Source organism: Huintestinicola butyrica (genome assembly GCF_025567215.1).
GTDB classification, from domain to species: domain Bacteria; phylum Bacillota; class Clostridia; order Oscillospirales; family Ruminococcaceae; genus Huintestinicola; species Huintestinicola butyrica.
Genome location: NZ_JAOQKB010000002.1, coordinates 374,705 through 396,803 on the forward strand (window position 1 = coordinate 374,705; position 22,099 = coordinate 396,803).

Sequence of the window (22,099 nt, forward strand, 5' to 3'; positions counted from 1 at the left end):
ACGCCGAAAACACAGGGCAAAGATTTTCGTAAATATGACGAACCTTTTCAAAATCTGCCGCATATACTAATATTAACAGTTTATACTATAAGTTTTAACGCAAATTTCATCTATAGCTATGTAAAATAAGTATAATAAAATTAGTAAAAAAATTGCAATTTCAGGAGGACGGGGAATATGAACAAAAAGAAATTAAGGGGCTTCACGCTTATCGAGCTGATAGTGGTTCTTGCCATCGTTGCAGCGCTTGCCGCAATACTTATCCCGATGATGATAGGCTACACCCGTCAGGCGAGAGCGCAGACTGCCATTGCCAATGCAAAGAACGTTTACAGCGGTGCGGCGCTGGCTCTTCTCGATATGCACACCAATGACGAAGAGGTCATGTCGGCAGGCGACAGCGATGTTTTCATGGGGGCAAACAGCACTGTTGCACAGACATCAAGCGGAACTCAGATAGACATAAGCAAATTCATGGGTGAGGATTTTTCGGGCTACTACGGCTTCAAGATATCCGCTGACGGAAATTCCGTGGAATACGCTGTCTGGAGCAGCAAGCCCATAAATGCAACTCAGGTGGGCATTTACACGGAAGACCAGATACTTGCCAGCGCAAAAAGCCAGTGCATCGGCAGCTGCCCTGTGGAGTAAGGAACAAAAAAAGCAAAGGACTTCGTAAAAACAAATACTTGCGAAGGGCGGAGCTTTTATGTCAAACGGTGCAGTACGGCTTGGACTGCGGCTGATGATATTTTCATTGGCAGCTTCATACATACTGATGCGAGTGCGCTGTATTGCGGGCATGGAAACATTCAGCGAGCATTTCTATGCGGCGCAGACGATACTTCTCATAACCGCATGGATAGCCGGGCTTATAACGGCAGGCGGATTTATCTTTGCTCCTCCAAGGTACAAGGGCATATGCGGAGTTCTTGCAAAGCTTGCGGCAGCGGTGCTTTCTGTGGGGATAGCTCTCCTTGTCGTATGGGCAGTGACAAAATTCGGCGGAGCCTCTGCCTGCAATATAATATTTTTCTGAAAATCAAAACGGGTCGATACATTTTGTACCGACCCGTTTTGATTTATTCGCTATCCTTATTTTCACTTTCATCAGGCTTATCAACTGTTATTTTCAGCCTGATTATCCTGTTTTCCTCCGCTTCAAGGACTTTTAGTGTAAAGACGCCGTCCTTTACCTCGTCCCCGGCCTGTGGGATACGTCCGAAAAGCTCCAGCGCCCAGCCGCCAAGAGTATAGCTCTCGCTCTTGATGGTATCCTCGGGAAGTCCCAGCTTTTCTTCAAACTCTCTCAGGTTAAAGTCTGCTGCTGCGTCATACTCATTGTCGCTTATCTTGATAAAGGAGTGATCCTCCTCGTCTGTCTCGTCGTATATCTCACCCAGAAGCTCTTCAATAAGGTCCTCCATTGTTACCATGCCGTAGGTTCCGCCGTACTGGTCCTTGATTATCGCCATATGTATCTTTTCCTTCTGCATTCTTGCAAGGACTTCCGATACTGTCTGGAACTCGGTGATATAGATCACCTCATGGATGATCGACTCGATGCCATCGGCGTGCTCGTCGCTTACTGTGAGCTTGAAGAAATCACGCTCGTGGATAAATCCGATTATGTTGTCGATATTTTTCTCATACACGGGCATACGGGAATACTGTTCGGTGAAAAACAACTCTCTTATATGCTCCAAGCTGTCGTTCTTCTCCACGGCAGTTATGCGCACACGGGGGATAAGCACCTCGGAAACGTTCTTGTCATCAAACTCCAGAGCGGAGCGCACAAGGTCGCTTTCCTGCTCCTCCAGAACGCCCTCTTCCTCGATCTCGTCGATGATATATTTCAGCTCGTCCTCGGTTACAGAGGGAGCGTCGCTGCCTGATTTAAAGAGCTTTGACACCAGATTTTTCAGTCCTCTGAAAATGAATGTGACAGGTGTCAGCACCACAATGAACACATTAAGCAGTCCGCCGAACGAAAGTGCGAATTTCTCCGCATTTTCCTTTGCAAGGCTCTTGGGCATTATCTCGCCGAAGATGAGTATAAGAACTGTCATTGCCGCTGTTGCGATTCCCACGCCCTTTGCGCCGAAAAGCTCTGTACATATCACAGTGCCCAGCGATGTGGAGAGGATATTTACGATATTGTTTCCTACCAGGATAGTGGTAAGGGTCTTGTCGAAATTTTCAGCAATCTTCAGCGCCCTTGTTGCTTTTTTATTGCCGTTTGATGCCTCATGCTTGAGACGAATTTTGTTTACCGATGAAAATGCTGTTTCGGTCGCCGAAAAGAATGCTGACATGATTATCAGCAAAATTATCGCGGCATATTCCATAAAATAAAACCATCCTTTTTAAGTCAAATGTATTGATAATATGTTTAAAAAAGCCTAATAAAAAAGGCACCCCCGAAGCAAGGCTCCGAGGGCAAGATCATGATATAGGATTATGGGGGATTCTCTGCGAGGTAGGGGTAAAACCCCGCAGAGCAAATTTGGGGTTCTTTTATAAGACCGTGCGGGGTAAACACAATCTTTATAAAAGCTTGAAATGAAATTCCGTACTCTTTTTGAGTACAGTTATATAATACCCTGCCATTGTGTAAATTATGTGAAAGCTGACTGAAAGTAAAATGAAACACTTTTTTCGACATTTTTCACATATCCTCATAATCTTTGCCTTTATGAAGCCGTTATATTGCCTTATTTTTTTACTGTGCGAGCCTGTATATCTCCTCTGCGTCATCTACTGTGAGACGGACGTATGAGCCAAGCTTATTGTGCTTTATCCTTACCGCATTCTCCGCCATTTCCCTGAAATGCTCACATCCTATGTTTATGTCGGACAGACGTGTGGGCATTCCTATAGAACGGAAAAATTTTTCAAGCTCGGATATCATCATGTCGATGACCTCATCGCCGCTTCCCTCAAGATGAAAAACTCTTCTGCCGAACTGCTCCAGCTTTGCGGGATTTGACTTTCTCACAAACTTCATCCATGCCGGGAAGATTATAGCCAGTCCTGCGCCGTGGGCAATGTCATAGTATGCGGAAAGCTGATGCTCCAGCTGATGGGAAGCCCAGTCGCCGCCTCTGCCGATATCCTCTCCCCTGCCGCAGTCAAGCAGATTGTTGTGAGCAATGCAGCCTGTCTGCATAAGCTCCGCACGGATATCATAATCCTCGGGAGACTCCAGTGCAAGAGGAGCAAACCTAATGACCGTCTGAGCCGCTCCCTCAATGAGCCTGTCGGTAAGGTCGCAGCACTTGGCGTTGACGAAATATCTTTCCATAAGATGCGCCAGCATATCGGACGCACCGCAGGCAGTCTGGTAAGGGGGAAGAGTGTAGGTGTTCTCGGGGTTCATCACCGCAAACCTCGGCAGATAGCACTCAGCCGAGCAGCCTATCTTCTCGTTGGTCTCGGGATTTGAGATGACCGAAGCCATGGAGCTTTCAGAGCCTGCCGCAGGAATGGTAAGCACCACGCCCAGCGGAAGAGCCTTGACAGGCTTTGCAGCGCCGCTGTAGAAATCCCATGGGTCGCCGTCATAAAGAGCGCCTGCCGCAGCAGCCTTTGCCGTGTCGATAACGCTTCCGCCGCCCACAGCAAGGATAAGTGAGACATTCTCACGCTTTGCGGTCATGGCAGCCTCACGCACCTTATCAATGCGTGGATTGGGCTGAACGCCCCACAGCTCCGTGAACTCAACGCCGCCTTCATTCAGCGAAGCAACGACCTTGTCATAAAGCCCTGACTTTTTGGCGCTTCCGCCGCCGAGCAGCAGCAGGATCTTTCCACCGTCAGCCAGAGCCTTGCATTCGCTTCCGATATATTTTTCGGCTGACCTGCCGAATATTATCTTTGTGGTATTGTGATAAATATAGTCGTTCAAGAAACATTCCTCCGAAAATTTCCATTATAAATATGACTTTACAGATTATAATATCACACTTTTTTCACTTTTTCAAGTGATTTGCGCATTTTATGCAAGGTTTTACGGCAATTTTACGCATTGCGGCAATTTTCCGATGAACACGGCAGATACATAATACTAATCACCAATAAAACTATAGACAAAAAATCATCGCATAATCCATATACGCAAGATTATGCTCAATTTTTTGTATAGTTTTTAATTGGTGCTTAGTATAAAATAACAGCGGCACTCTTTAGCCAAAAGAATGCCGCTGTTATTTCACTGATACTTGTTGTCACTGCCCTTTATTTTGTCAAGGGTGTTTTTTTCCAGGCGGGAGACCTGCGCCTGGGAAATGCCTATCTCCTTTGCCACCTCCACCTGAGTGTGTCCCATGAGGAAACGCAGGTAAAGTATCTTCTTTTCACGCTCGTTCAGCGATGACAGCGCATCTTTAAGAGCAAGCTCGTCTATCCAGCCTGCACAGCTGCTGTCGTCGCCTATCTGGTCAAGGACATAAAGGGTGTCGCCTGTGTCGGAATAGATAGGCTCGTACAGCGAAACAGGGTCGGATATGCTTTCCAGCGCAATTACCACGTCGGCCTTCGGGCAGCCCACAGCCTCGGCTATCTCGGTTATATCAGGCTCACGGTGAAGCTTTCCCGTCAGCTCCTCCTTTGCCTGCATTGCACGGTAGGCAAGATCTCTCAGGCTCCTTGATATACGTATGGGAGTGTTGTCCCGCAGGTATCTCCGCAGCTCTCCGCTTATCATCGGCACCGCATAAGTCGAAAACCGCACATCAAGCTCGGTGTTGAAGTTATCAATCGCCTTGATAAGACCTATGCACCCCACCTGAAAAAGGTCGTCGGGATTTTCTCCCCTGCCTGTGAACTTCTGTATCACGCTGAGCACAAGGCGAAGATTTCCTTTTATCAGCTTGTCACGGGCACTTTTGTCACCTGCACGGTATTCTTTCAGCAGCTTCATTTTCTCCTGCTCTTTCAGCACTGTCAAAGATGATGTGTCAACTCCGCTGATATCAACTTTGTTGTAATACATATGATCCCGCCTTTGCAATGATCTGCTAAAATTATTGCCATTGCAAGGGCGGGTTATTCATTTATGGGCAGGGGGAAAATCTGGAAAGATATTGAAGCCTTTGATCACATTTCACGGCATAACCGCTCTATCCATTCACGCTTGGCGATCAGTGACTTCCACTTTTCGGGAATATCATCATAACCGTAATACAGCCCGGCGATCCCTCCTGCTATCGCCGCAACAGTATCAGTGTCACTCCCCAGATTGACCGCTTTCAGAACGCAGCTGCGGTAATCAGATGTATTTGCTGCACACCACACCGCAGCCTCCAGAGAAGACACAACATAACCCGAGCTTTTGATATCGCTGTCAGTCAGTTTTGCAAACTCCGCCATGCTCCTCATTGATTCGTAATATGCAAGTTCCGTTAAATTTGCAGGATCAGCCTCATAAAAAGCAAAGCCGCTGTTAAAGCCTTTCTGCAGCCTTTCGGAAATACTTCCGCTACCGACTATTATTTCCTTTACAAGGAAATAATATAATCCGCAGGCTATCATACTCCTCAGATGCGAATGAGTAAGAGCCGAAACAGCATGAATATTTTTTATTATCTCATTTGCCGATGACCTGCCGCTGACCTCTTCATTGCAGAAATAGATACATGCAGGAAGAATACGCATAAGAGAACCATTGCCGTTCTCATATTCTCCGCCGCAGCCGCAGGTATTGATGTTACCGCTTTTAACATAATTTGAAATAGCAGTCCGACAGGTAAAACCGATATCGAATACCTCTCCGTAAGGCGTGTAGTTTCGGTTATAAAGCCAATCTGCGAAATTTCTCATTATCGCTTCCAAATCGCAGCCATTTCTCAGAGCGTCAAGCGTGGCGAGAGCCATACTGCTGTCATCTGACCAGGTACCTGCAGGCACGTTATATGTACCATATCCGATCATATCTGTCGCAGACTCTGCTTTCATTTGTTCTCTTGAACGAAATTCATAAGGAACTCCGAGAGCATCGCCCACAACTAAGCCCATCATTCCGTCAATATAAGCATTCCTATTCATAACATCACCTCAGAACTATTATTATCACTTTTATAATAGCACATGACCTGTTCCAAAATCCGCCCAGTAAATATCCAACACTGTATAAGCAAATAATACTTTCAGCATTTAGTTTTATTTGTTCCTTCCGTATGAGAAGTACTTTGATTTTCTGTTTTACTGCTATTGGTTCCATCAGTATGTGACTTACTGTTTGACTTTGCCGTTGCTTCACTGCTTGACAGAGAATCTGACTGTGATTCTGTTTCTGTTACAGATGAATTTTCCGTATCAGCAGTAAAATCAGTTACCGACATATTCTGTCCATTTTGTACTCCTGCACTTGCCCCGACATTTATGCCAACTGTCGCAGAAGACCCCTGCGTATTATTTTCGGTATATGTGTAATTGGTCTGCCAGGAAGCATATGGTGTCATTCCTGAATAGAATTCCCCGATTTTAAGTTTGCGCTCCTCAACATCTTTGATAGGCGTAGCCAACAAAACTATGGTATATTTCTCCTTGGCAAATATTTATTATACAATATAGGTATAATTATACTCTCTGCATTGTTGATTGTCAAGGTCAAGGCAAAATAGATGTTTACGTTTCCGTGAGCCTTATGCAGATGTATTTCACCGCCCTGATATGTGTCATACTTATATAATAGTACAGATATAACAGGAGAATAAGCCAATGTCAATAGCAAAATCAAAAAAAGTCGGGGAAATGTATGGAAACGCCAATGAGCATATTGACAGAAGTACAATATGCTCATTGATCGCATTTGATATGCAAGTTTATTTGAATTGGCACAAAACATCACATATCTATACGAATTGCAACAAACAATTATATTTTAATTCAAATATTTGCTTTTTAACGAAACAAAAATCCCCCAGACAGCATTGCTGCCTGAGGGTCATGGTGCCGGTGACCGGGCTTGAACCGGTACGGGTCGCCCCGGCGGATTTTGAGTCCGCTACGTCTGCCAATTCCATCACACCGGCGTGTGGTAATGATACTTTAATATTATACCGTAATTTTTCATTCTTGTCAAGCATTTTTAACAAACCTTTGTGCCAAACCGCTCCACTTTTACTCATATCCCCTCCCACAGCTGCATAAAATGTACTATTCAGTGCAAATCAGTACAAAGGAGGGCTTATATGCGCTTGTCACAGCGGTCAGCCGCCCGACGTGAACGTCTGGTCACGGCTGTTATATCAATATTTGCAGGGGTCGGGGCGCTGGCTCTGGCTTCCGTCTTTCTTTCATTCTTTGCCGCTTGGGGCGATATGAGCGCAGGCACGGTAAAGGCAATGTCAGGGGCTGCCCTTGCCGCAGGCTGCTTTGCCTGCTCCTTCGTATCCGCCAACCGCAGGCGCAGGAAAGGACTTCTCTCGGGGCTTATCTGCGGCGCAGCCGTGTTCTGCCTGACGCTTATAATAGGCGCATTCACCGTCCGCATATTCTCCGCAGGAGGATTTTTCTGCAAGCTGCTGATAGTCCTTTCCGCATCGGCTCTGGGCGGTCTTAAAGGCGTAAATACCCGCCCTGTTTTCGGTGATTAGCAATGCTTACAAAAATATTGCAAGAAAAAACTGTGAAAAATGACGAATATTGCGTTTGATATTGAAATTGCAGGAAAACTGTGATATAATTAGTTTAAATTATTTTTTCGGGAGGAAATTTAAGATGAAGCACATCAAGACCATCAATAAGGCTAACCTTAAGCAGACTGCTACTAAGGGCGGCTGCGGCAGATGCCAGGCTTCCTGCCAGTCTGCTTGCAAGACTTCATGTACTGTTGCTAATCAGAAGTGCGAGTGCGAGAAGTAATTTTATCCGCATAGGGTTCGGTATAGAGGATAGAGGTCTGAAATTTCCGGCCTCTGTCCTCTAACTGCTATTTAAGGGTCTGTGACCCTCAATCTTCTATCCGATGATCTGAAAGGAATTTGTAAAATGATCCATAAATACAAGCTGGGCGGTTATAATATTGTGCTCGACGTTCACAGCGGCGGCGTGCATATAGTGGACGAGCTTACATATGATATGCTCGATAATGTACATCCTCCCTTTGCCGAGGTATGTCCCGAGAATGTTATCGAGAAGCTGTCCAGATTCTATGACAGGGAAGAGATCATCTCCTGCTATGAGGAGGTAAAGGAGCTTCACAAGGAAAACATTCTGTTCTCCGAGGACGATTACGAGAAGTTTGCGAAATACTCCGTTGCCTCCCCCGTAAAGGCAATGTGCCTGCTGGTCGCTATGGACTGCAACCTGCGCTGCGAATATTGCTTTGCAGGCACAGGCGACTACTGCATGGGCAGAAATGTCATGAGCTTTGAAACAGGTAAGAAAGCACTGGATTTCCTGCTTGAAAACTCCGGCAACAGGGAAAATCTTGAGGTGGATTTCTTCGGCGGCGAACCTCTCATGAACTGGGAAGTTGTAAAGCAGCTGGTTGAATACGGCCGCTCCAAGGAAGCCGAGTACGGCAAGAAGTTCCGCTTCACCATCACCACCAACGGCATGCTCCTGGACGACGAAAAAATGGACTTTATAAACAAGGAAATGTCCAACGTCGTTATGTCCATCGACGGCAGAAAGGAAGTCAACGACCGTGTCCGCAAGCGTGTTGACGGCACAGGCTGCTATGACAGGATAGTTGAGCGCTACAAGCGTCTTGCCGAGAAGCGCCATTACCAGAATTATTATGTAAGAGGTACTTTCACCAAGTACAATCTTGATTTCTCCAACGATGTGTTCCATCTTTATGACTTAGGCTTTGACCAGATATCCGTTGAGCCTGTTGTATGCGACCATAACGAAAAGTATGCCCTCACCGAAAAGGAGCTGCCCGCTATTTTCAGCGAATACGAAAGACTGGCGGAGCTTATGCTGATAAATGAAAAGAAGGGCAAGCACTTTAATTTCTTCCACTTTATGCTTGATCTGGATCAGGGTCCCTGCGCTATCAAGAGACTCAGAGGCTGCGGCTCGGGAAATGAGTACGTTGCCATCACCACCGAGGGCGATATTTACCCCTGCCACCAGTTTGCAGGTATAACCGAGTTCAAAATGGGCAATATCCACACAGGCGAGTTCAATATGGATATGAAGAAGCAGTTTGCTTCCGCTCACATCTACACCAAGGAAGAGTGCAAGAAGTGCTGGGCAAAGTTCTACTGCTCAGGCGGATGCAACGCAAACAACTATCTGTATGCAGGCAGCATTCTCAGCCCCTACAAGATGTCCTGCGAAATGATGAAAAAGCGTCTTGAATGTGCCATAATGATAAAGGCAGCCCACGCTGAAGAGGCTGCGGAAGAAGAATAATTAAAGGAGTATTGACCTCATGGCAAGAAAAAAGGAACCCAAAAGCACCACGAAGGCACAGCCTAAGATAAACGCATATATCGCAGGCAGCGGCGAGGTGGTTGAGGAGAGGATAACCGACACCCTCGAAAAAAACTATATGCCCTATGCCATGAGCGTTATCGTTTCCCGTGCACTGCCCGAGATAGACGGCTTCAAGCCCTCTCACCGAAAGCTGCTTTATACCATGTATAAAATGGGTCTGCTGGAAGGCAACAAAACAAAGTCCGCAAACATAGTCGGTCAGACAATGAAGCTCAATCCCCACGGCGACGCTGCCATCTACGAAACAATGGTGCGTATGGCAAAGGGAAACGAAGCCCTTCTTCACCCGTATGTTGACAGCAAGGGAAACTTCGGCAAGGCTTATTCAAGGGATATGGCATATGCCGCTCCCCGATACACCGAGGCAAAGCTTGCACCTATCTGCGCCGAGCTTTTCAGGGATATCGACAAAGATACGGTGGATTTTGTCCCCAACTACGACAATGAGACCGTTGAGCCTACCCTGCTGCCCGCAAGCTTTCCCTCCATTCTGGTAAATTCCAATGTGGGAATTGCGGTATCAATGGCAAGTGCGGTATGCTCCTTTAATCTTACCGAAATATGCGAAGCGACCATCGGTCTTATTAAAAATCCCGATTTTAATCTGCTTTCCGTCCTCAAGGGCCCCGATTTCCCCGGCGGCGGATATATGATATACGACGAGCCTGAGCTGGAAAAGATATACCGCACAGGCAGAGGCTCGGTGAAAATCCGCTCAAAGTACAACTTTGACCCCGATTCCAACTGCATCGAGATAACCGAGATACCTCCCACCACCACTATCGAGCAGATAAAGGATAAGATAGTTGACCTTGCCAAAACGGGCAAGATAAGAGAGATAACCTATATTCGTGACGAATCCGACCTGAACGGTCTGAAGATCGCCATAGACATCAAAAAGAACACTGACCCCGACGCTCTCATGAAAAAGCTCTACAGAATGACATCGCTGCAGGACACCTATTCCTGCAACTTTAACATTCTCGTCGGCGGATATCCCAAGGTAATGGGCGTTTATGAGATACTTACCGAGTGGACGGCGTTCAGAAAAGACTGCGTAAAGCGCAGAGTTTACTTTGACCTTAACAAGAAAAAGGACAGGCTCCATCTTCTTTACGGTCTGCGGAAAATTCTCCTTGACATCGACAAGGCTATAAAGATAATCCGTGAGACGGAAGAGGAATCGGAGGTAGTTCCCAACCTGATGATAGGCTTCGGCATTGACGAAAAGCAGGCGGAATACGTTGCCGAGATAAAGCTCCGTCATCTCAACAAGGAATATATCCTGAACCGCATTTCCGACGTTGACCAGCTGGAAAAGGACATTGCCGAAATGGAAGGCATTCTTGCGGACGATAAAAAGATACTTGATATCATCATCTCCGAGCTGAAAGACGTTATCAAGAAATACGGTCAGCCCCGCCGCACTCTGTTCTGCTATCCCGACGAAAACGAAGAGGCAGAGCCTGAGGAGGATATTCCCGATTATCCCGTAAACCTCTTTATCACAAGGGGCGGATATTTCAAGAAGATAACTCCCCAGTCGCTGAGAATGTCCTCCGAGCACAAGTTCAAGGACGGCGACGAGATGGACGCTTCCTTTGAAGCCACCAACCGCACCGAGCTGCTGTTCTTTACCGACAAATGCCAGGTGTATAAGTCCCGTTCCTCCGACTTTGCGGACACAAAGGCTTCGGCAATGGGCGAATATGTTCCCGTAAAGCTGGGCTTTGATGCTGACGAGAATGTTATCTCCATGATACCCACCACCGATTACACAGGCTTCCTGTTCATGGTTTTTGAAAACGGCAAGGCGGCAAAGGTGCCCCTCTCCGCATTTGAGACAAAGACCAACAGAAAGAAGCTCACCAAGGCGTTCTCCGACAAGTCACGGCTCGTAAAGATGTTCTTCATCGAGGACAATGCGGATATAATGATAACCTCCGACAAGGGCAGGGCTATCATATTCAACACGGCGCTGGTGCTTCCCAAGACCACCCGTGACACTATCGGCGTTCAGGTAATGACACTGAAAACCAACGCTCATGCGGACAATGCCTGCATAGTCTCCCCCGAAAAGCTTGCAGAGCTTAAAAAGTACGTGATGAAATCCATACCCGCCGCAGGGTGCCTGGCAAAGGACATCACCGACCCCGACCAGCTTACTTTATAACATAACAGCCGTCTCCGTTTCGGAGGCGGTTTTTGTTGTCCGCCTTGACTTTAGGCTCCACATATGGTATTATAACTTAGTACAAACAAGCGGTTCCGTGAGGAGGATCATTATGAACGCCGATATTACTGCCCGGGAGCTGGGCAAGCTTGATAAAAATACATATCTTCTTATAGACATACGTGACAGCGCCGCTTTCGAGCTGGGTCACATTGACGGTGCTGTGAATATTCCCCAGAACGAGTTTGAGGAAAAGAAAAGCACTTTTCCAAAGGATAAGGACATCATCGTATGCTGCAAAAGCGGCATAATAAGCAGGGACTTTGCGGACGAGCTGTGCGACGAGGGCTATTCAGCCGCAAATCTGGCAGGCGGATATGTTCAGTGGCTTGCCGAAAAGCTTGAGCACGAAAACCGTGCGGAGGAGATAGAAAAGAGCATCCGCAAGAAGTTCCACCGCTCCATTTTCAGCAAGTTTGCAAGGGCAATAAACGAATACGAGCTTATAAAGCCCGGCGACAAAATAGCTGTCTGTATCTCAGGCGGCAAGGACTCTATGCTTATGGCAAAGCTCTTTCAGGAAATACACCGCCACGGAAAATTCCCCTTTGAGCTGGTATTTCTTGTAATGGACCCAGGCTACAGCCCCGAGAACCGTGCCATTATCGAGGGCAACGCCAAGCTCATGAATATCCCCATAACTGTTTTTGAGACTAATATTTTCAACTCCGTTTATAACGTGGAAAACAACCCCTGCTACCTCTGCGCCCGCATGAGAAGAGGCTATCTTTACAGCAAGGCTAAGGAGCTGGGCTGCAACAAAATTGCGCTGGGTCATCACTTTGACGACGTTATCGAAACTATCCTCATGGGCATGATATACGGCGGTCAGGTGCAGACCATGATGCCAAAGCTCCACAGCGACCATTTCGAGGGAATGCAGCTTATCCGCCCCATGTACCTTATCCGTGAAGAGGAGATAAAGCACTGGTGCAGATACAACGACCTGCATTTTATCCAGTGCGCCTGCCGCTTTACCGACACCTGCACCACCTGTGACCCCGATGGCCGCACCGTTTCAAAGCGCATGGAAATAAAGCGCCTCATTTCGGTGCTTGCAAAGGGCAACCCTCAGATAGAGAAAAATATCTTCCGCAGTGTGGAGAGCGTTAACCTGTCAAAAGTCATATCCTACAAGAAAGATGGGGAAATCCACAGCTTCCTGGACGGCTATGACGACTGAATAAACGCAGATTTATCCAAATTCTACAATATAGGCACTTTAAGTTGAAAGTTTTTTGTGTATCAAACTACTAAATGCCTATTGACAAAGTATGATTTATATGGTATTATAGATACATCAAATAAAACAAATCTAAAAATGAAAGGAAGCGGAGAACATGATGGCAATGATGATGTGTAAGTGCTGTGAAATGAACATCGAAAAAAGTGCTGTGTCCTCCGCTTTCTGTGAATAAATGCGGAAATCTGTAATTGCAGACAGGCACGGCGATGCCTGTTATTTTTTTGCTGTTTGGAGGAAACATCGTGATAGAAATAAAAAATCTCAGCAAAACCTATCAGTCCGCAGCAGGCGAGATAACTGCTCTGCGTGATATCAGCCTGACTATAAATGACGGTGAGATATTCGGCATAATCGGTCTTTCGGGCGCAGGCAAAAGTACACTTGTCCGCTGCATCAACTATCTCGAAAAGCCCACCTCGGGTCAGGTGATAGTTGACGGTCAGGATCTGGGAAAGCTTTCAAACAAGGAGCTTTTAAAGACCCGACAGAACATAGGAATGATATTTCAGGGCTTTAACCTCTTAGCTCAGAGAAATGTTATAAAGAACATCTGCTATCCCCTTGAAATTGCGGGAGTAAAAAAAGATGCGGCTCTCAAAAGAGCGGCAGACCTGCTGGAGCTTGTAGGACTTTCCGATAAGGCAAAAGCTTATCCCTCACAGCTTTCGGGCGGTCAGAAGCAGAGAGTTGCTATTGCAAGAGCATTGGCAGCAGAGACAAAATATCTCCTCTGCGATGAAGCCACAAGTGCTCTCGACCCCGACACCACACGTTCCATTCTGGAGCTTATGAAAAAGATAAACGAGACCATGGGCGTTACCATTGTGGTTATCACCCACGAGATGAAGGTAATAAACAGCATCTGCGACAGGGTGGCTGTTCTGGATAAAAGCCGTGTGGCTGAGCTTGGTGCGGTAAGCGAGGTATTCGCAAATCCTCAGTCGGATATTGCAAGAAGGCTTGTTCTCCCCGAGTCAAAGACCACTGCAGAGGTAACAGGCGGAAAGAAGATACGCATTATCTTCAACGGTGAAAGCTCCACCAAACCCGTTATCGCAAACATGATCTTCGAGTGCGGCGTTCCCGTGAATATTCTTTACGCCGACACAAAGGACCTTGACGGCAAGGCATTCGGCGAAATGATAATCCAGCTTCCCGATGACAGCAAGGGCTCAGTAAGGGCTTTTGAATATCTTAAACGCAGCGGCATTGACTATGCCGAAATATAACAACCGAAAAGGAATGGTCATAAAATGAACGATCTGCTTACACAGCTCTGGGACAAGGGCATTATACAGCTTGGCGTATGGGAGACCATATACATGACCTTTATTTCCGCATTTTTCGCCTATCTTGTGGGGCTTCCCCTGGGCGTTCTCCTTTGCGTCACCGATAAGGAGGGCATTCACCCCATAGGCTGGCTCAACAAGCTCCTCGGAATACTGGTCAACGTTTTCAGAAGTATCCCCTTTGTTATCCTGATGATAGCAATGCTCCCCGCCGCAAAGCTCATAGTCGGCACCAGCCTTGGCAACAAAGCGATGATAGTTACGCTGATAATCGCAGCTATCCCCTACGTTGCAAGAATGGCTGAATCCTCCATCAAGGAGGTTGACAGCGGCGTTATCGAAGCGGCTCAGGCAATGGGAACATCTTCATTCAAGATAATCTGCAAGGTGCTTATCCCCGAAGCAAAGCCTTCACTTATAGTGGGTGCGGTCATCTCGCTGGTAACTATTCTGGGCTACTCCGCAATGGCAGGAACCATAGGCGGCGGCGGACTTGGAATGATCGCCATCACCTACGGCTATCAGCGCTTCAACAATAACATAATCTGGCTCTGCGTTCTGCTTACAGTCATCATCGTTCAGGTGATACAGGAGCTGGGTATGCTTATCGCAAGAAAGACCGATAAGCGAATAAATAAGTAAAAGGGGCAATTTTTATGGCAGGCTTATTTGAAAAGCTGTTAAGAGAGAACTTCCGTTACGGACGAATGTGTTGACGCTGTCAGTCAAAACAAGTCAGGATTTGTCCGTAATAAAAATAAATAAAGATTTTAAGGAGTTAGATCATTATGAAAAAGTTATCATCTGTTATTCTCGCACTTTCCCTCGCTGCACTTTCCCTCACAGGCTGCGGCTCTACAGGCACAGCTGACACCACCACAACCGCTGCCGACACCACTGCCGCTGCTGCAGCAGAGGATACCGCAGCTCCCGCTGATGACACAGCTGCCGATACCGAGGCTGCTGCCGATGAAACCTCCGACGGCGACAACGTTATCAGAGTAGGCGCAACCTCCACACCTCACGGCGAGATCCTCAACTTTGTAAAGGACACTCTCGCAGACGAGGGCTACACCCTTGACATCGTTATCTACGATGACTACGTTCTCCCCAACAAGGCTCTTGCAGACGGTGAGCTTGATGCAAACTACTTCCAGCACACACCTTACCTTAACAGCTTCAACGCTTCCAACGGCACTGACCTTGTAGCAGCTGCTTCTATCCACTACGAGCCTTTCGGACTTTACGGCAACGGCGTTGCAAGCGTAGCTGACGTTAAGGAAGGCGCAACAATCGTTATCCCCGCTGACGACAGCAACGAGACAAGAGCACTTCTCCTCCTCAAGCAGGAAGGCCTCATTGATCTTCCCGAGGGAGCAAATGCAACAGACGGCGTAACAACTCTCGATATCACCGATAACCACGGCTACAACATCGTTACCGTTCAGGCTGATACAGTAGCTGCTCAGTTCAACAACAGCGACGAAGGTTCTCTGGCAGTAATCAACGGCAACTATGCACTTGCAGCAGGTCTTTCCAGCTCCGATGCTCTTGCAGTTGAAGATGCTTCCGGCGATGCAGCTCAGACCTATGCAAATGTCATTGCTGTAAGAAACGGCGACGAGAACAGTGCAAAGACTCAGGCTCTCATCAAGGCACTTGAGACCGATGATGTTAAGAACTTCATCGACGAGACCTACAAGGGCGCAGTTGTTGCAATATTCTAATTGAATAATGGCTTGATAAAAGGGCTGTTGCAGAGATGCAGCAGCCTTTTTGTATTTTCGGGAAATTTATGGCAAATTTTATAATTTGTCCGTTCCTGCGGCTACAGCGACCATATGGCTCCGCCCTCTGGACACCCGCTACCTTTGAAAAGGCGGGCTAAACTTTTTACCTTTGTGCTTATTTGTGCTGATTTTTTAATTTGTACACTTTCCCCCAAAAGGCTGTTTTTATGCACATTCCCGCAGCTCCTTTATCCTCTGTCCCATGGGCTTTCCGCCGAAAAAGATGAAGAACACCGCAGCCGCAGTCATAATGAACACGATAAGGCAGGCAAGCTCTCCAGAATGAGCCGCATGAGTGAGCCGCACTGCAGCCAGTCCTGCCATGCAGCATATCACCCCCTTGGCAAGCGGCTTTATGCAGTAGCGCAGCCAGTCGAACCGCATCTCCGACTCACGGCATACAACGATTATTCGTGCGATATTGCTTATCACGTTGCTGGCATAATAGGATATAAGCACTCCGCCAAAGCCTGCCCTGCCCACAAATATCATAACGCAGGCTATCCGCACGGCATATTCGCAGAGGGAGTTCACGGTGGAAAAATTCTGCCGCCCCATACCCTTCAGCAGCCCCTCCAGCACAATTTCAAGGTAGATAAATGGGATAACGGGGGCAAGTATCACAAGTGAATCCCCCACCATCGCATCGGAGGGGCAAAGCACTCTGCCTGCCCATTTGCCGCAGAAGAAGAACAGCGCCGCAATGAAAAAGGCATAGGTAAATGACTTTTCAAACACACTGTCCGTCAGCCGACAAAGCCTGCACCGCCGTATCTCTTTGTCCTCACAGCGGTTCGCCAATGCTGCCTCGGGAATGATTATGCCCGAAAGGCTGGTGAGCACCGCCGACGGGAAAAACACCGCAGGCATGATGATAGCTTCAAAGCAACCGTAGCAGCTGAGAGCCTCCTCCGTGCTTTTGCTGTATCTCAGCAGAGCCGCTGGCACAAGCAGCTCATTTGCCGTTGACATGAGCATCTGCACATATCCGCTGAGAAGAATGGGGAAAGTGCTTCTGATATATCCCTTGGGCGTGTCCGTCAGAAGAGGTGCAGAGCACAGGGGACGGACACGGAAATGCTTATATTCATCAAGATATTTTGCGCCGTAGTAACAAAAGCTTATGAACTCTCCCCCGAGAATGCCCGCCGCTGCCACTGTGTAGAAATATTCCGTTCCGCCGAAAAGGATAAGTCCGCCGAACAGCACAGTCCATTTTGCGGCAAATTCGATAAGGTCGCCCCGCATAGGCACGCTGACCTGTCGGATACCGTGGAAATATCCCTTTATGCACGACCCTGCGGAAGCAAAGGGCAGTGAAACGGCAATGAGCCGCACCGATATGGAAAGCTGCCTGCTTTTAAGTATGGTCTCTCCAAGAAAATCTGACAGCAGAAATGCCCCCAGCCCGAAGCACAATGACAGGCACAGGGAAAAAGTAAGGGAATATCTCATAACAGTGCAGAAATTCTCATGCCCCGCTCCCCTTGCCTCCGAGACAAATCTGCCTGTGGAGGTAAGGATATTTCCGTTTGCAAGCACCATAATAAATCCGAACAGCGAAAATATCAGCGACATCAGCCCCACGGCGGAGGTGCCTGCCATATCGGAGAGTTTTACATTGAATATCATGCCCGCAGTCTGCATAGCAAGGCTGAGGAGCGTCATTTTTGCAGCGTCCTTTGCTATCTGCTTTTCTGAAATTATCTTAACGTTCATCAGCATACGACCTTCTTTCGGACAGGTTATGATTATTTATATTTGAAAGCCGGCGGAAATATGCAGCCTTAAAAATCCGATTGACAGCCGCTTTTATAAGTGATATACTGATAATAAACCAATTACTTTGATATACGGAGATGTCCTTATGATAAATCCCATCAACATTTACAAGCACCTGAGAACTGTAGGCCGCCACAGACGTGAGGTAATGAAGAACTGCTTCCGTGCAGGTCTTTACTGGCAGGGTCTTACGCACGACCTGTCAAAATACAGCCCCGAGGAATTCTGGATAAGCTGCAAAATGTATCAGGGCACCCGCAGCCCCAACGAGGCAGAGCGTGAGCTTAAAGGCTACAGCACCGCATGGATGCACCACAAGGGCAGGAACAAGCATCACTTTGAATACTGGAACGACTACAGCCCCAAGACAAAGCGCAATGAAGCCGTTAAAATGCCGCTCATCTATGTTGCGGAGATGTTCTGCGACCGTGTGGCTGCAAGCAAGATATACATGGGCGAGAACTACACCGACGCTTCTCCGCTGGCTTATTACAGGAGGGGCAATGCCGCTCAGAGGCTCATTCACCCCGACACCGCAAAGCTCATCGAAATGCTCCTTGTAATGCTTGCCGAAGAGGGCGAGGATTACACCTTTGCTTATATCAGGCATATACTGCACAGGTGATGTAACTTTTCCACAAACTAATATGCCTGCCTTATAACACATAGCCGCCATAAAAACTCACACGTTTTTCATGGCGGCTTTTCTTTTATTTTTGTTTTATATCATAATTATTTATATTTACTTATAAAATCTTGACAGCATAAATGGTATAATAAGCAATGTATGTAATTAAGGGAGGTATTTATTTGAAAAAGCTGCTTGTATATCTTAAAGATTATATCAAGGAGAGTATTTTAGGCCCGCTTTTCAAACTGCTTGAAGCGCTTTTCGAGCTGTTTGTCCCGCTGGTCATCGCTGCCATAATCGATACGGGTATCGAAAACGGCGATACAGGCTACATCATCAAAATGTGCCTGGTACTTGTTCTGCTGGGATTTGTGGGTCTGGCATTCTCCATCACCGCTCAGTATTTTGCCGCAAAGGCTTCCGTTGGCTTTGTAAGCAAGATACGCCACGTACTTTTCGGTCACATTCAGTCGCTCTCGTACTCAGAGCTTGACCAGATCGGTACATCTACCCTCATCACCCGAATGACCAGCGACATGAATCAGGTGCAGAACGGCATGAACCTGGCGCTCCGCCTGCTGCTCCGCTCCCCCTTTGTGGTTTTCGGCGCAATGATAATGGCGTTCACCATCGACGTTCCCTCCGCAATGATATTTGTTTATGTCACTATTGTGCTGCTTATCGTGGTATTCGGCATAATGCTCGGCTCCATTCCCCTGTACAAGAAGGTACAGCAGAAGCTTGACGCTGTTATGACCGTCACCCGAGAAAATCTTACAGGCGTAAGAGTTATCCGTGCATTCTGCAAGGAGGACGAGGAGACCGACGATTTCATAAACAAGAACAACGAGCTTACCGCTTCACAGAAGTTTGTAGGAAAGATATCCGCTCTTATGAACCCTGTGACCTATGTTATCATCAACCTTGCCATTATCTGGCTCATTCACACAGGCGCTGTGAGAGTTGAGGCAGGCATTCTTACACAGGGTGCAGTTGTGGCTCTCTACAACTATATGTCCCAGATACTTGTTGAGCTTATCAAGCTTGCAAACCTTATCATCAACATCACAAAGAGCATTGCCTGCGGAAACAGAATACAGGCTGTGCTTGACATCAAGCCCGACCTTGAAATCGGAAACAGCTCCTGCAATGAGGGCAGCGTGGAATTTGACCATGTTAACCTGAGATACAAGAACGCAGGTGCCGACTCCCTTTCAGACATCACCTTCACCGCCGCAAAGGGCGAGACTATCGGTATCATCGGCGGCACAGGCTCGGGAAAATCCTCTCTTGTCAACCTTATCCCCCGTTTCTATGACGCAGCTTCCGGCGAGGTAAAGGTCGGCGGCGTGAACGTCAAGGATATGGACGTTGAACAGCTCCGTGAGAAGATAGGTGTTGTTCCCCAGAAGGCTGTGCTTTTCCACGGCACTATCCGTGAAAATATGCAGTGGGGCGTTACAAACGCTTCCGATGACGAGATAATGGAAGCCATAGAGGCGGCTCAGGGTCTTGATGTTATCAAGGCAAAGGGCGGTCTTGACTGCGAGATAGAGCAGGGCGGAAAGAACCTCTCCGGCGGTCAGAGACAAAGACTTACCATTGCCCGTGCACTGGTCAAAAAGCCCGAGATCCTTATTCTGGACGACAGTGCCTCCGCACTGGACTTTGCAACAGATGCAGCTCTCAGAAAATCACTGAGAGAGCTGGATTATCACCCCACCGTATTCATCGTATCCCAGCGTACATCTTCCATTCAGCACGCTGACAGGATAATCGTTCTGGACGACGGCGCTGCTGTTGGCATAGGCACACACGACGAGCTTATGAAGAGCTGCTCCGTATATCAGGAGATCTACAACTCTCAGTTCAAAAAGGAGGCGGTATAAATGGCTGAAAAGAAAAAAGCTGACAAGGGCACATTCAAAAAGGTCATGACATACATCGGCAAGTACCGTCTGCTCATGTTCCTGTCTATAATAATGGCGGCTCTGACCGTTGCTCTTACGCTGTATGTACCCGTGCTCATAGGCGATGTTATCGACCTTATCATCGGCAAGGGTCAGGTAGATTTCAAAGGCATCGCAAAGCTGCTGAAAGAGATCGCCCTTATCGCTGCGGCAACTGCGGCTGTTCAGTGGCTCATGAACACGGTAAACAACCGCATCACCTACCACATTGTCCGTGATATGCGAAACGAAGCTTTCATGAAGATACAAAAGCTCCCACTGAGCTACCTTGATATCCACCCCGCAGGCGAGACCGTTAACCGTGTCATCGCCGATGCAGACCAGTTTGCGGACGGCCTGCTCATGGGCTTCACACAGCTTTTCACTGGCGTTGTAACTATCCTTGCCACACTGATATTCATGCTGACTATCAACTGGAAGATAACCCTCACAGTAGTTATCCTCACCCCCCTTTCCCTCTTCATTGCAAGATTTATTGCAAAAAAGACCTACGCTATGTTCCGTCTCCAGTCCGAGACCAGAGGCGAGCAGACCGCTTTCATTGATGAAATGATATCAAACCAGAAGGTAGTCCAGGCGTTCTGCCACGAGGACGAGGCAATGGAGAAGTTTGACGAGATAAACGACAGACTTCAGAAATGCTCCCTTAGAGCCACCTTCTTCTCCTCCCTCACCAACCCCACCACACGTTTCGTAAACAACGTGGTCTATGCGGCAGTTGCCCTTACGGGTGCTATCGCCTGCGTAAAGACAGCAAACGCACCGGACCCGTTTACTGTAGGTATGCTGTCGGTGTTCCTCTCCTACGCAAACCAGTACACAAAGCCCTTTAACGAGATCTCGGGCGTTGTTACCGAGCTTCAGAACGCACTTGCCTGCGCTTCCCGTCTCTTTGAGCTTATTGAGGAAGAGCCTCAGATACCCGATGCTGACGATGCAAAAGTGCTGGAAAATGCAGAGGGCCGCATAACTCTTGATAATGTGGCATTCTCCTATGTGCCCGACAAAAAGCTTATCGAAGACCTGACCCTTTCCGTAGAGCCGGGTCAGAGAGTTGCCTTAGTCGGCCCCACAGGCTGCGGAAAGACTACCATCATCAACCTGCTCATGCGTTTCTATGACGTAAACGGCGGAAGCATTCAGGCAGACGGTACCGATATCAGGCACATTACCCGAAAGAGCCTGCGCCATAACTACGGCATGGTGCTCCAGGATACATGGCTCAAATCGGGAACCATACGCAGCAACATTGTTATGGGCAAGCCCGATGCCACCGACGAGGAAGTCATTGCGGCAGCCAAGGCATCACACGCCCACAGCTTCATCAAGCGTCTGCCCAACGGCTATGATACGGTTATCGGCGAGGACGGCGGAAGCCTTTCACAGGGCCAGAAGCAGTTGCTGTGCATTACCCGAGTAATGCTCTGCCTGCCTCCCATGCTTATCCTTGACGAGGCTACCTCCTCTATCGACACCCGAACCGAGATAAAGATACAGGAAGCCTTTGCACGCCTTATGCAGGGCAGGACAAGCTTTATCGTAGCTCACCGCCTTTCCACCATTCGTGAGGCGGACATTATCCTTGTAATGCGTGACGGTCACATCATTGAAAAGGGCAATCACGAAGAGCTTCTCGCAAAGAACGGATTTTACGCAAAGCTGTACAACAGCCAGTTTGCAGTATAATATGCCAAACCGCCCCGTG

At 47.7% G+C, this 22,099-nt stretch carries 19 protein-coding genes and 1 tRNA gene; 13 read left to right on the forward strand and 7 right to left on the reverse strand.

Features of this window, described 5'->3' with window-relative positions; translation table 11 throughout:
- Nucleotides 1-177: 177 nt before the first annotated feature.
- Together OCV68_RS14675 and OCV68_RS03945 are read left to right on the forward strand one after the other, a co-directional pair.
- Nucleotides 178-651, forward strand: a complete 474-nt coding sequence (locus OCV68_RS14675) for a prepilin-type N-terminal cleavage/methylation domain-containing protein (protein WP_317259198.1) — start codon at nucleotides 178-180, stop codon at nucleotides 649-651.
- Nucleotides 652-709: 58 nt separating this feature from the next.
- Nucleotides 710-1,039, forward strand: coding sequence for a hypothetical protein (locus tag OCV68_RS03945; protein ID WP_262570884.1), 330 nt, complete (start codon nucleotides 710-712; stop codon nucleotides 1,037-1,039).
- Between the two features lie 43 nt (nucleotides 1,040-1,082).
- Here the strand turns inward: OCV68_RS03945 and OCV68_RS03950 are convergent, their stop codons facing one another.
- The 6 genes from OCV68_RS03950 to OCV68_RS03975 form a co-directional block, all read right to left on the reverse strand.
- Nucleotides 1,083-2,348: a hemolysin family protein gene (locus tag OCV68_RS03950; protein WP_022474878.1), complete on the reverse strand. Its 1,266-nt coding sequence runs from the start codon at nucleotides 2,346-2,348 to the stop codon at nucleotides 1,083-1,085.
- 374 nt (nucleotides 2,349-2,722) lie between these two features.
- Entirely contained in the window at nucleotides 2,723-3,907 is a 1,185-nt protein-coding gene (locus OCV68_RS03955; protein ID WP_262570887.1) for an iron-containing alcohol dehydrogenase, read from the reverse strand.
- Nucleotides 3,908-4,210: 303 nt separating this feature from the next.
- The gene (sigG, locus tag OCV68_RS03960) at nucleotides 4,211-4,993 is read right to left on the reverse strand and encodes an RNA polymerase sporulation sigma factor SigG (protein WP_022474880.1); all 783 of its coding nucleotides are present in this window, start codon (nucleotides 4,991-4,993) and stop codon (nucleotides 4,211-4,213) included.
- Nucleotides 4,994-5,097: 104 nt separating this feature from the next.
- Nucleotides 5,098-6,045 carry an ADP-ribosylglycohydrolase family protein gene (locus tag OCV68_RS03965; protein ID WP_022474881.1) on the reverse strand — a complete coding sequence of 316 codons (948 nt, stop codon included), beginning with the start codon at nucleotides 6,043-6,045 and terminating at the stop codon, nucleotides 5,098-5,100.
- Between the two features lie 101 nt (nucleotides 6,046-6,146).
- On the reverse strand, nucleotides 6,147-6,524 hold the full coding sequence (locus OCV68_RS03970) for a hypothetical protein (protein WP_262570889.1): 378 nt from the start codon (nucleotides 6,522-6,524) through the stop codon (nucleotides 6,147-6,149).
- A gap of 425 nt (nucleotides 6,525-6,949) precedes the next feature.
- A tRNA-Leu gene (locus tag OCV68_RS03975) sits at nucleotides 6,950-7,034 on the reverse strand.
- A 159-nt stretch (nucleotides 7,035-7,193) separates the two neighbouring features.
- On the opposite strand from OCV68_RS03975, the gene OCV68_RS03980 reads away from it, so the two are divergent.
- The 8 genes from OCV68_RS03980 (at nucleotide 7,194) to OCV68_RS04015 (ending at nucleotide 15,948) form a co-directional block, all read left to right on the forward strand.
- Entirely contained in the window at nucleotides 7,194-7,598 is a 405-nt protein-coding gene (locus OCV68_RS03980) for a TIGR04086 family membrane protein (protein ID WP_022474883.1), read from the forward strand.
- Between the two features lie 124 nt (nucleotides 7,599-7,722).
- A complete protein-coding gene (scfA, locus tag OCV68_RS03985) occupies nucleotides 7,723-7,866 on the forward strand; it encodes a six-cysteine ranthipeptide SCIFF (protein ID WP_022474884.1) in 144 nt (47 codons plus the stop codon).
- A 126-nt stretch (nucleotides 7,867-7,992) separates the two neighbouring features.
- On the forward strand, nucleotides 7,993-9,369 hold the full coding sequence (gene scfB, locus OCV68_RS03990) for a thioether cross-link-forming SCIFF peptide maturase (protein ID WP_022474885.1): 1,377 nt from the start codon (nucleotides 7,993-7,995) through the stop codon (nucleotides 9,367-9,369).
- 19 nt (nucleotides 9,370-9,388) lie between these two features.
- Nucleotides 9,389-11,626, forward strand: coding sequence for a DNA gyrase/topoisomerase IV subunit A (locus tag OCV68_RS03995; protein ID WP_262570893.1), 2,238 nt, complete (start codon nucleotides 9,389-9,391; stop codon nucleotides 11,624-11,626).
- Between the two features lie 112 nt (nucleotides 11,627-11,738).
- Entirely contained in the window at nucleotides 11,739-12,869 is a 1,131-nt protein-coding gene (locus tag OCV68_RS04000) for an ATP-binding protein (RefSeq protein WP_022474887.1), read from the forward strand.
- Nucleotides 12,870-13,174: 305 nt separating this feature from the next.
- Complete coding sequence (locus tag OCV68_RS04005) at nucleotides 13,175-14,161, forward strand: methionine ABC transporter ATP-binding protein (RefSeq protein ID WP_337674695.1); 987 nt, start codon at nucleotides 13,175-13,177, stop codon at nucleotides 14,159-14,161.
- 24 nt (nucleotides 14,162-14,185) lie between these two features.
- Nucleotides 14,186-14,863, forward strand: coding sequence for a methionine ABC transporter permease (locus OCV68_RS04010; protein ID WP_022474889.1), 678 nt, complete (start codon nucleotides 14,186-14,188; stop codon nucleotides 14,861-14,863).
- Nucleotides 14,864-15,009: 146 nt separating this feature from the next.
- The gene (locus OCV68_RS04015) at nucleotides 15,010-15,948 is read left to right on the forward strand and encodes a MetQ/NlpA family ABC transporter substrate-binding protein (RefSeq protein ID WP_022474890.1); all 939 of its coding nucleotides are present in this window, start codon (nucleotides 15,010-15,012) and stop codon (nucleotides 15,946-15,948) included.
- 228 nt (nucleotides 15,949-16,176) lie between these two features.
- On the opposite strand, the gene OCV68_RS04020 is transcribed toward OCV68_RS04015, so the two are convergent.
- Nucleotides 16,177-17,730 carry an oligosaccharide flippase family protein gene (locus tag OCV68_RS04020; protein ID WP_262570896.1) on the reverse strand — a complete coding sequence of 518 codons (1,554 nt, stop codon included), beginning with the start codon at nucleotides 17,728-17,730 and terminating at the stop codon, nucleotides 16,177-16,179.
- A gap of 148 nt (nucleotides 17,731-17,878) precedes the next feature.
- Here OCV68_RS04020 and OCV68_RS04025 point away from each other — a divergent pair, with 148 nt between their 5' ends.
- From OCV68_RS04025 to OCV68_RS04035, 3 genes are all read left to right on the forward strand, one after another.
- Nucleotides 17,879-18,418, forward strand: coding sequence for a DUF5662 family protein (locus tag OCV68_RS04025; protein ID WP_022474892.1), 540 nt, complete (start codon nucleotides 17,879-17,881; stop codon nucleotides 18,416-18,418).
- Between the two features lie 185 nt (nucleotides 18,419-18,603).
- Nucleotides 18,604-20,313, forward strand: a complete 1,710-nt coding sequence (locus OCV68_RS04030) for an ABC transporter ATP-binding protein (RefSeq protein WP_262570898.1) — start codon at nucleotides 18,604-18,606, stop codon at nucleotides 20,311-20,313.
- Nucleotides 20,314-22,080 (forward strand): ABC transporter ATP-binding protein, encoded by a 1,767-nt coding sequence (locus OCV68_RS04035; RefSeq protein ID WP_262570923.1) that lies wholly within the window; start codon nucleotides 20,314-20,316, stop codon nucleotides 22,078-22,080.
- The last annotated feature ends 19 nt before the right edge of the window (nucleotides 22,081-22,099 follow it).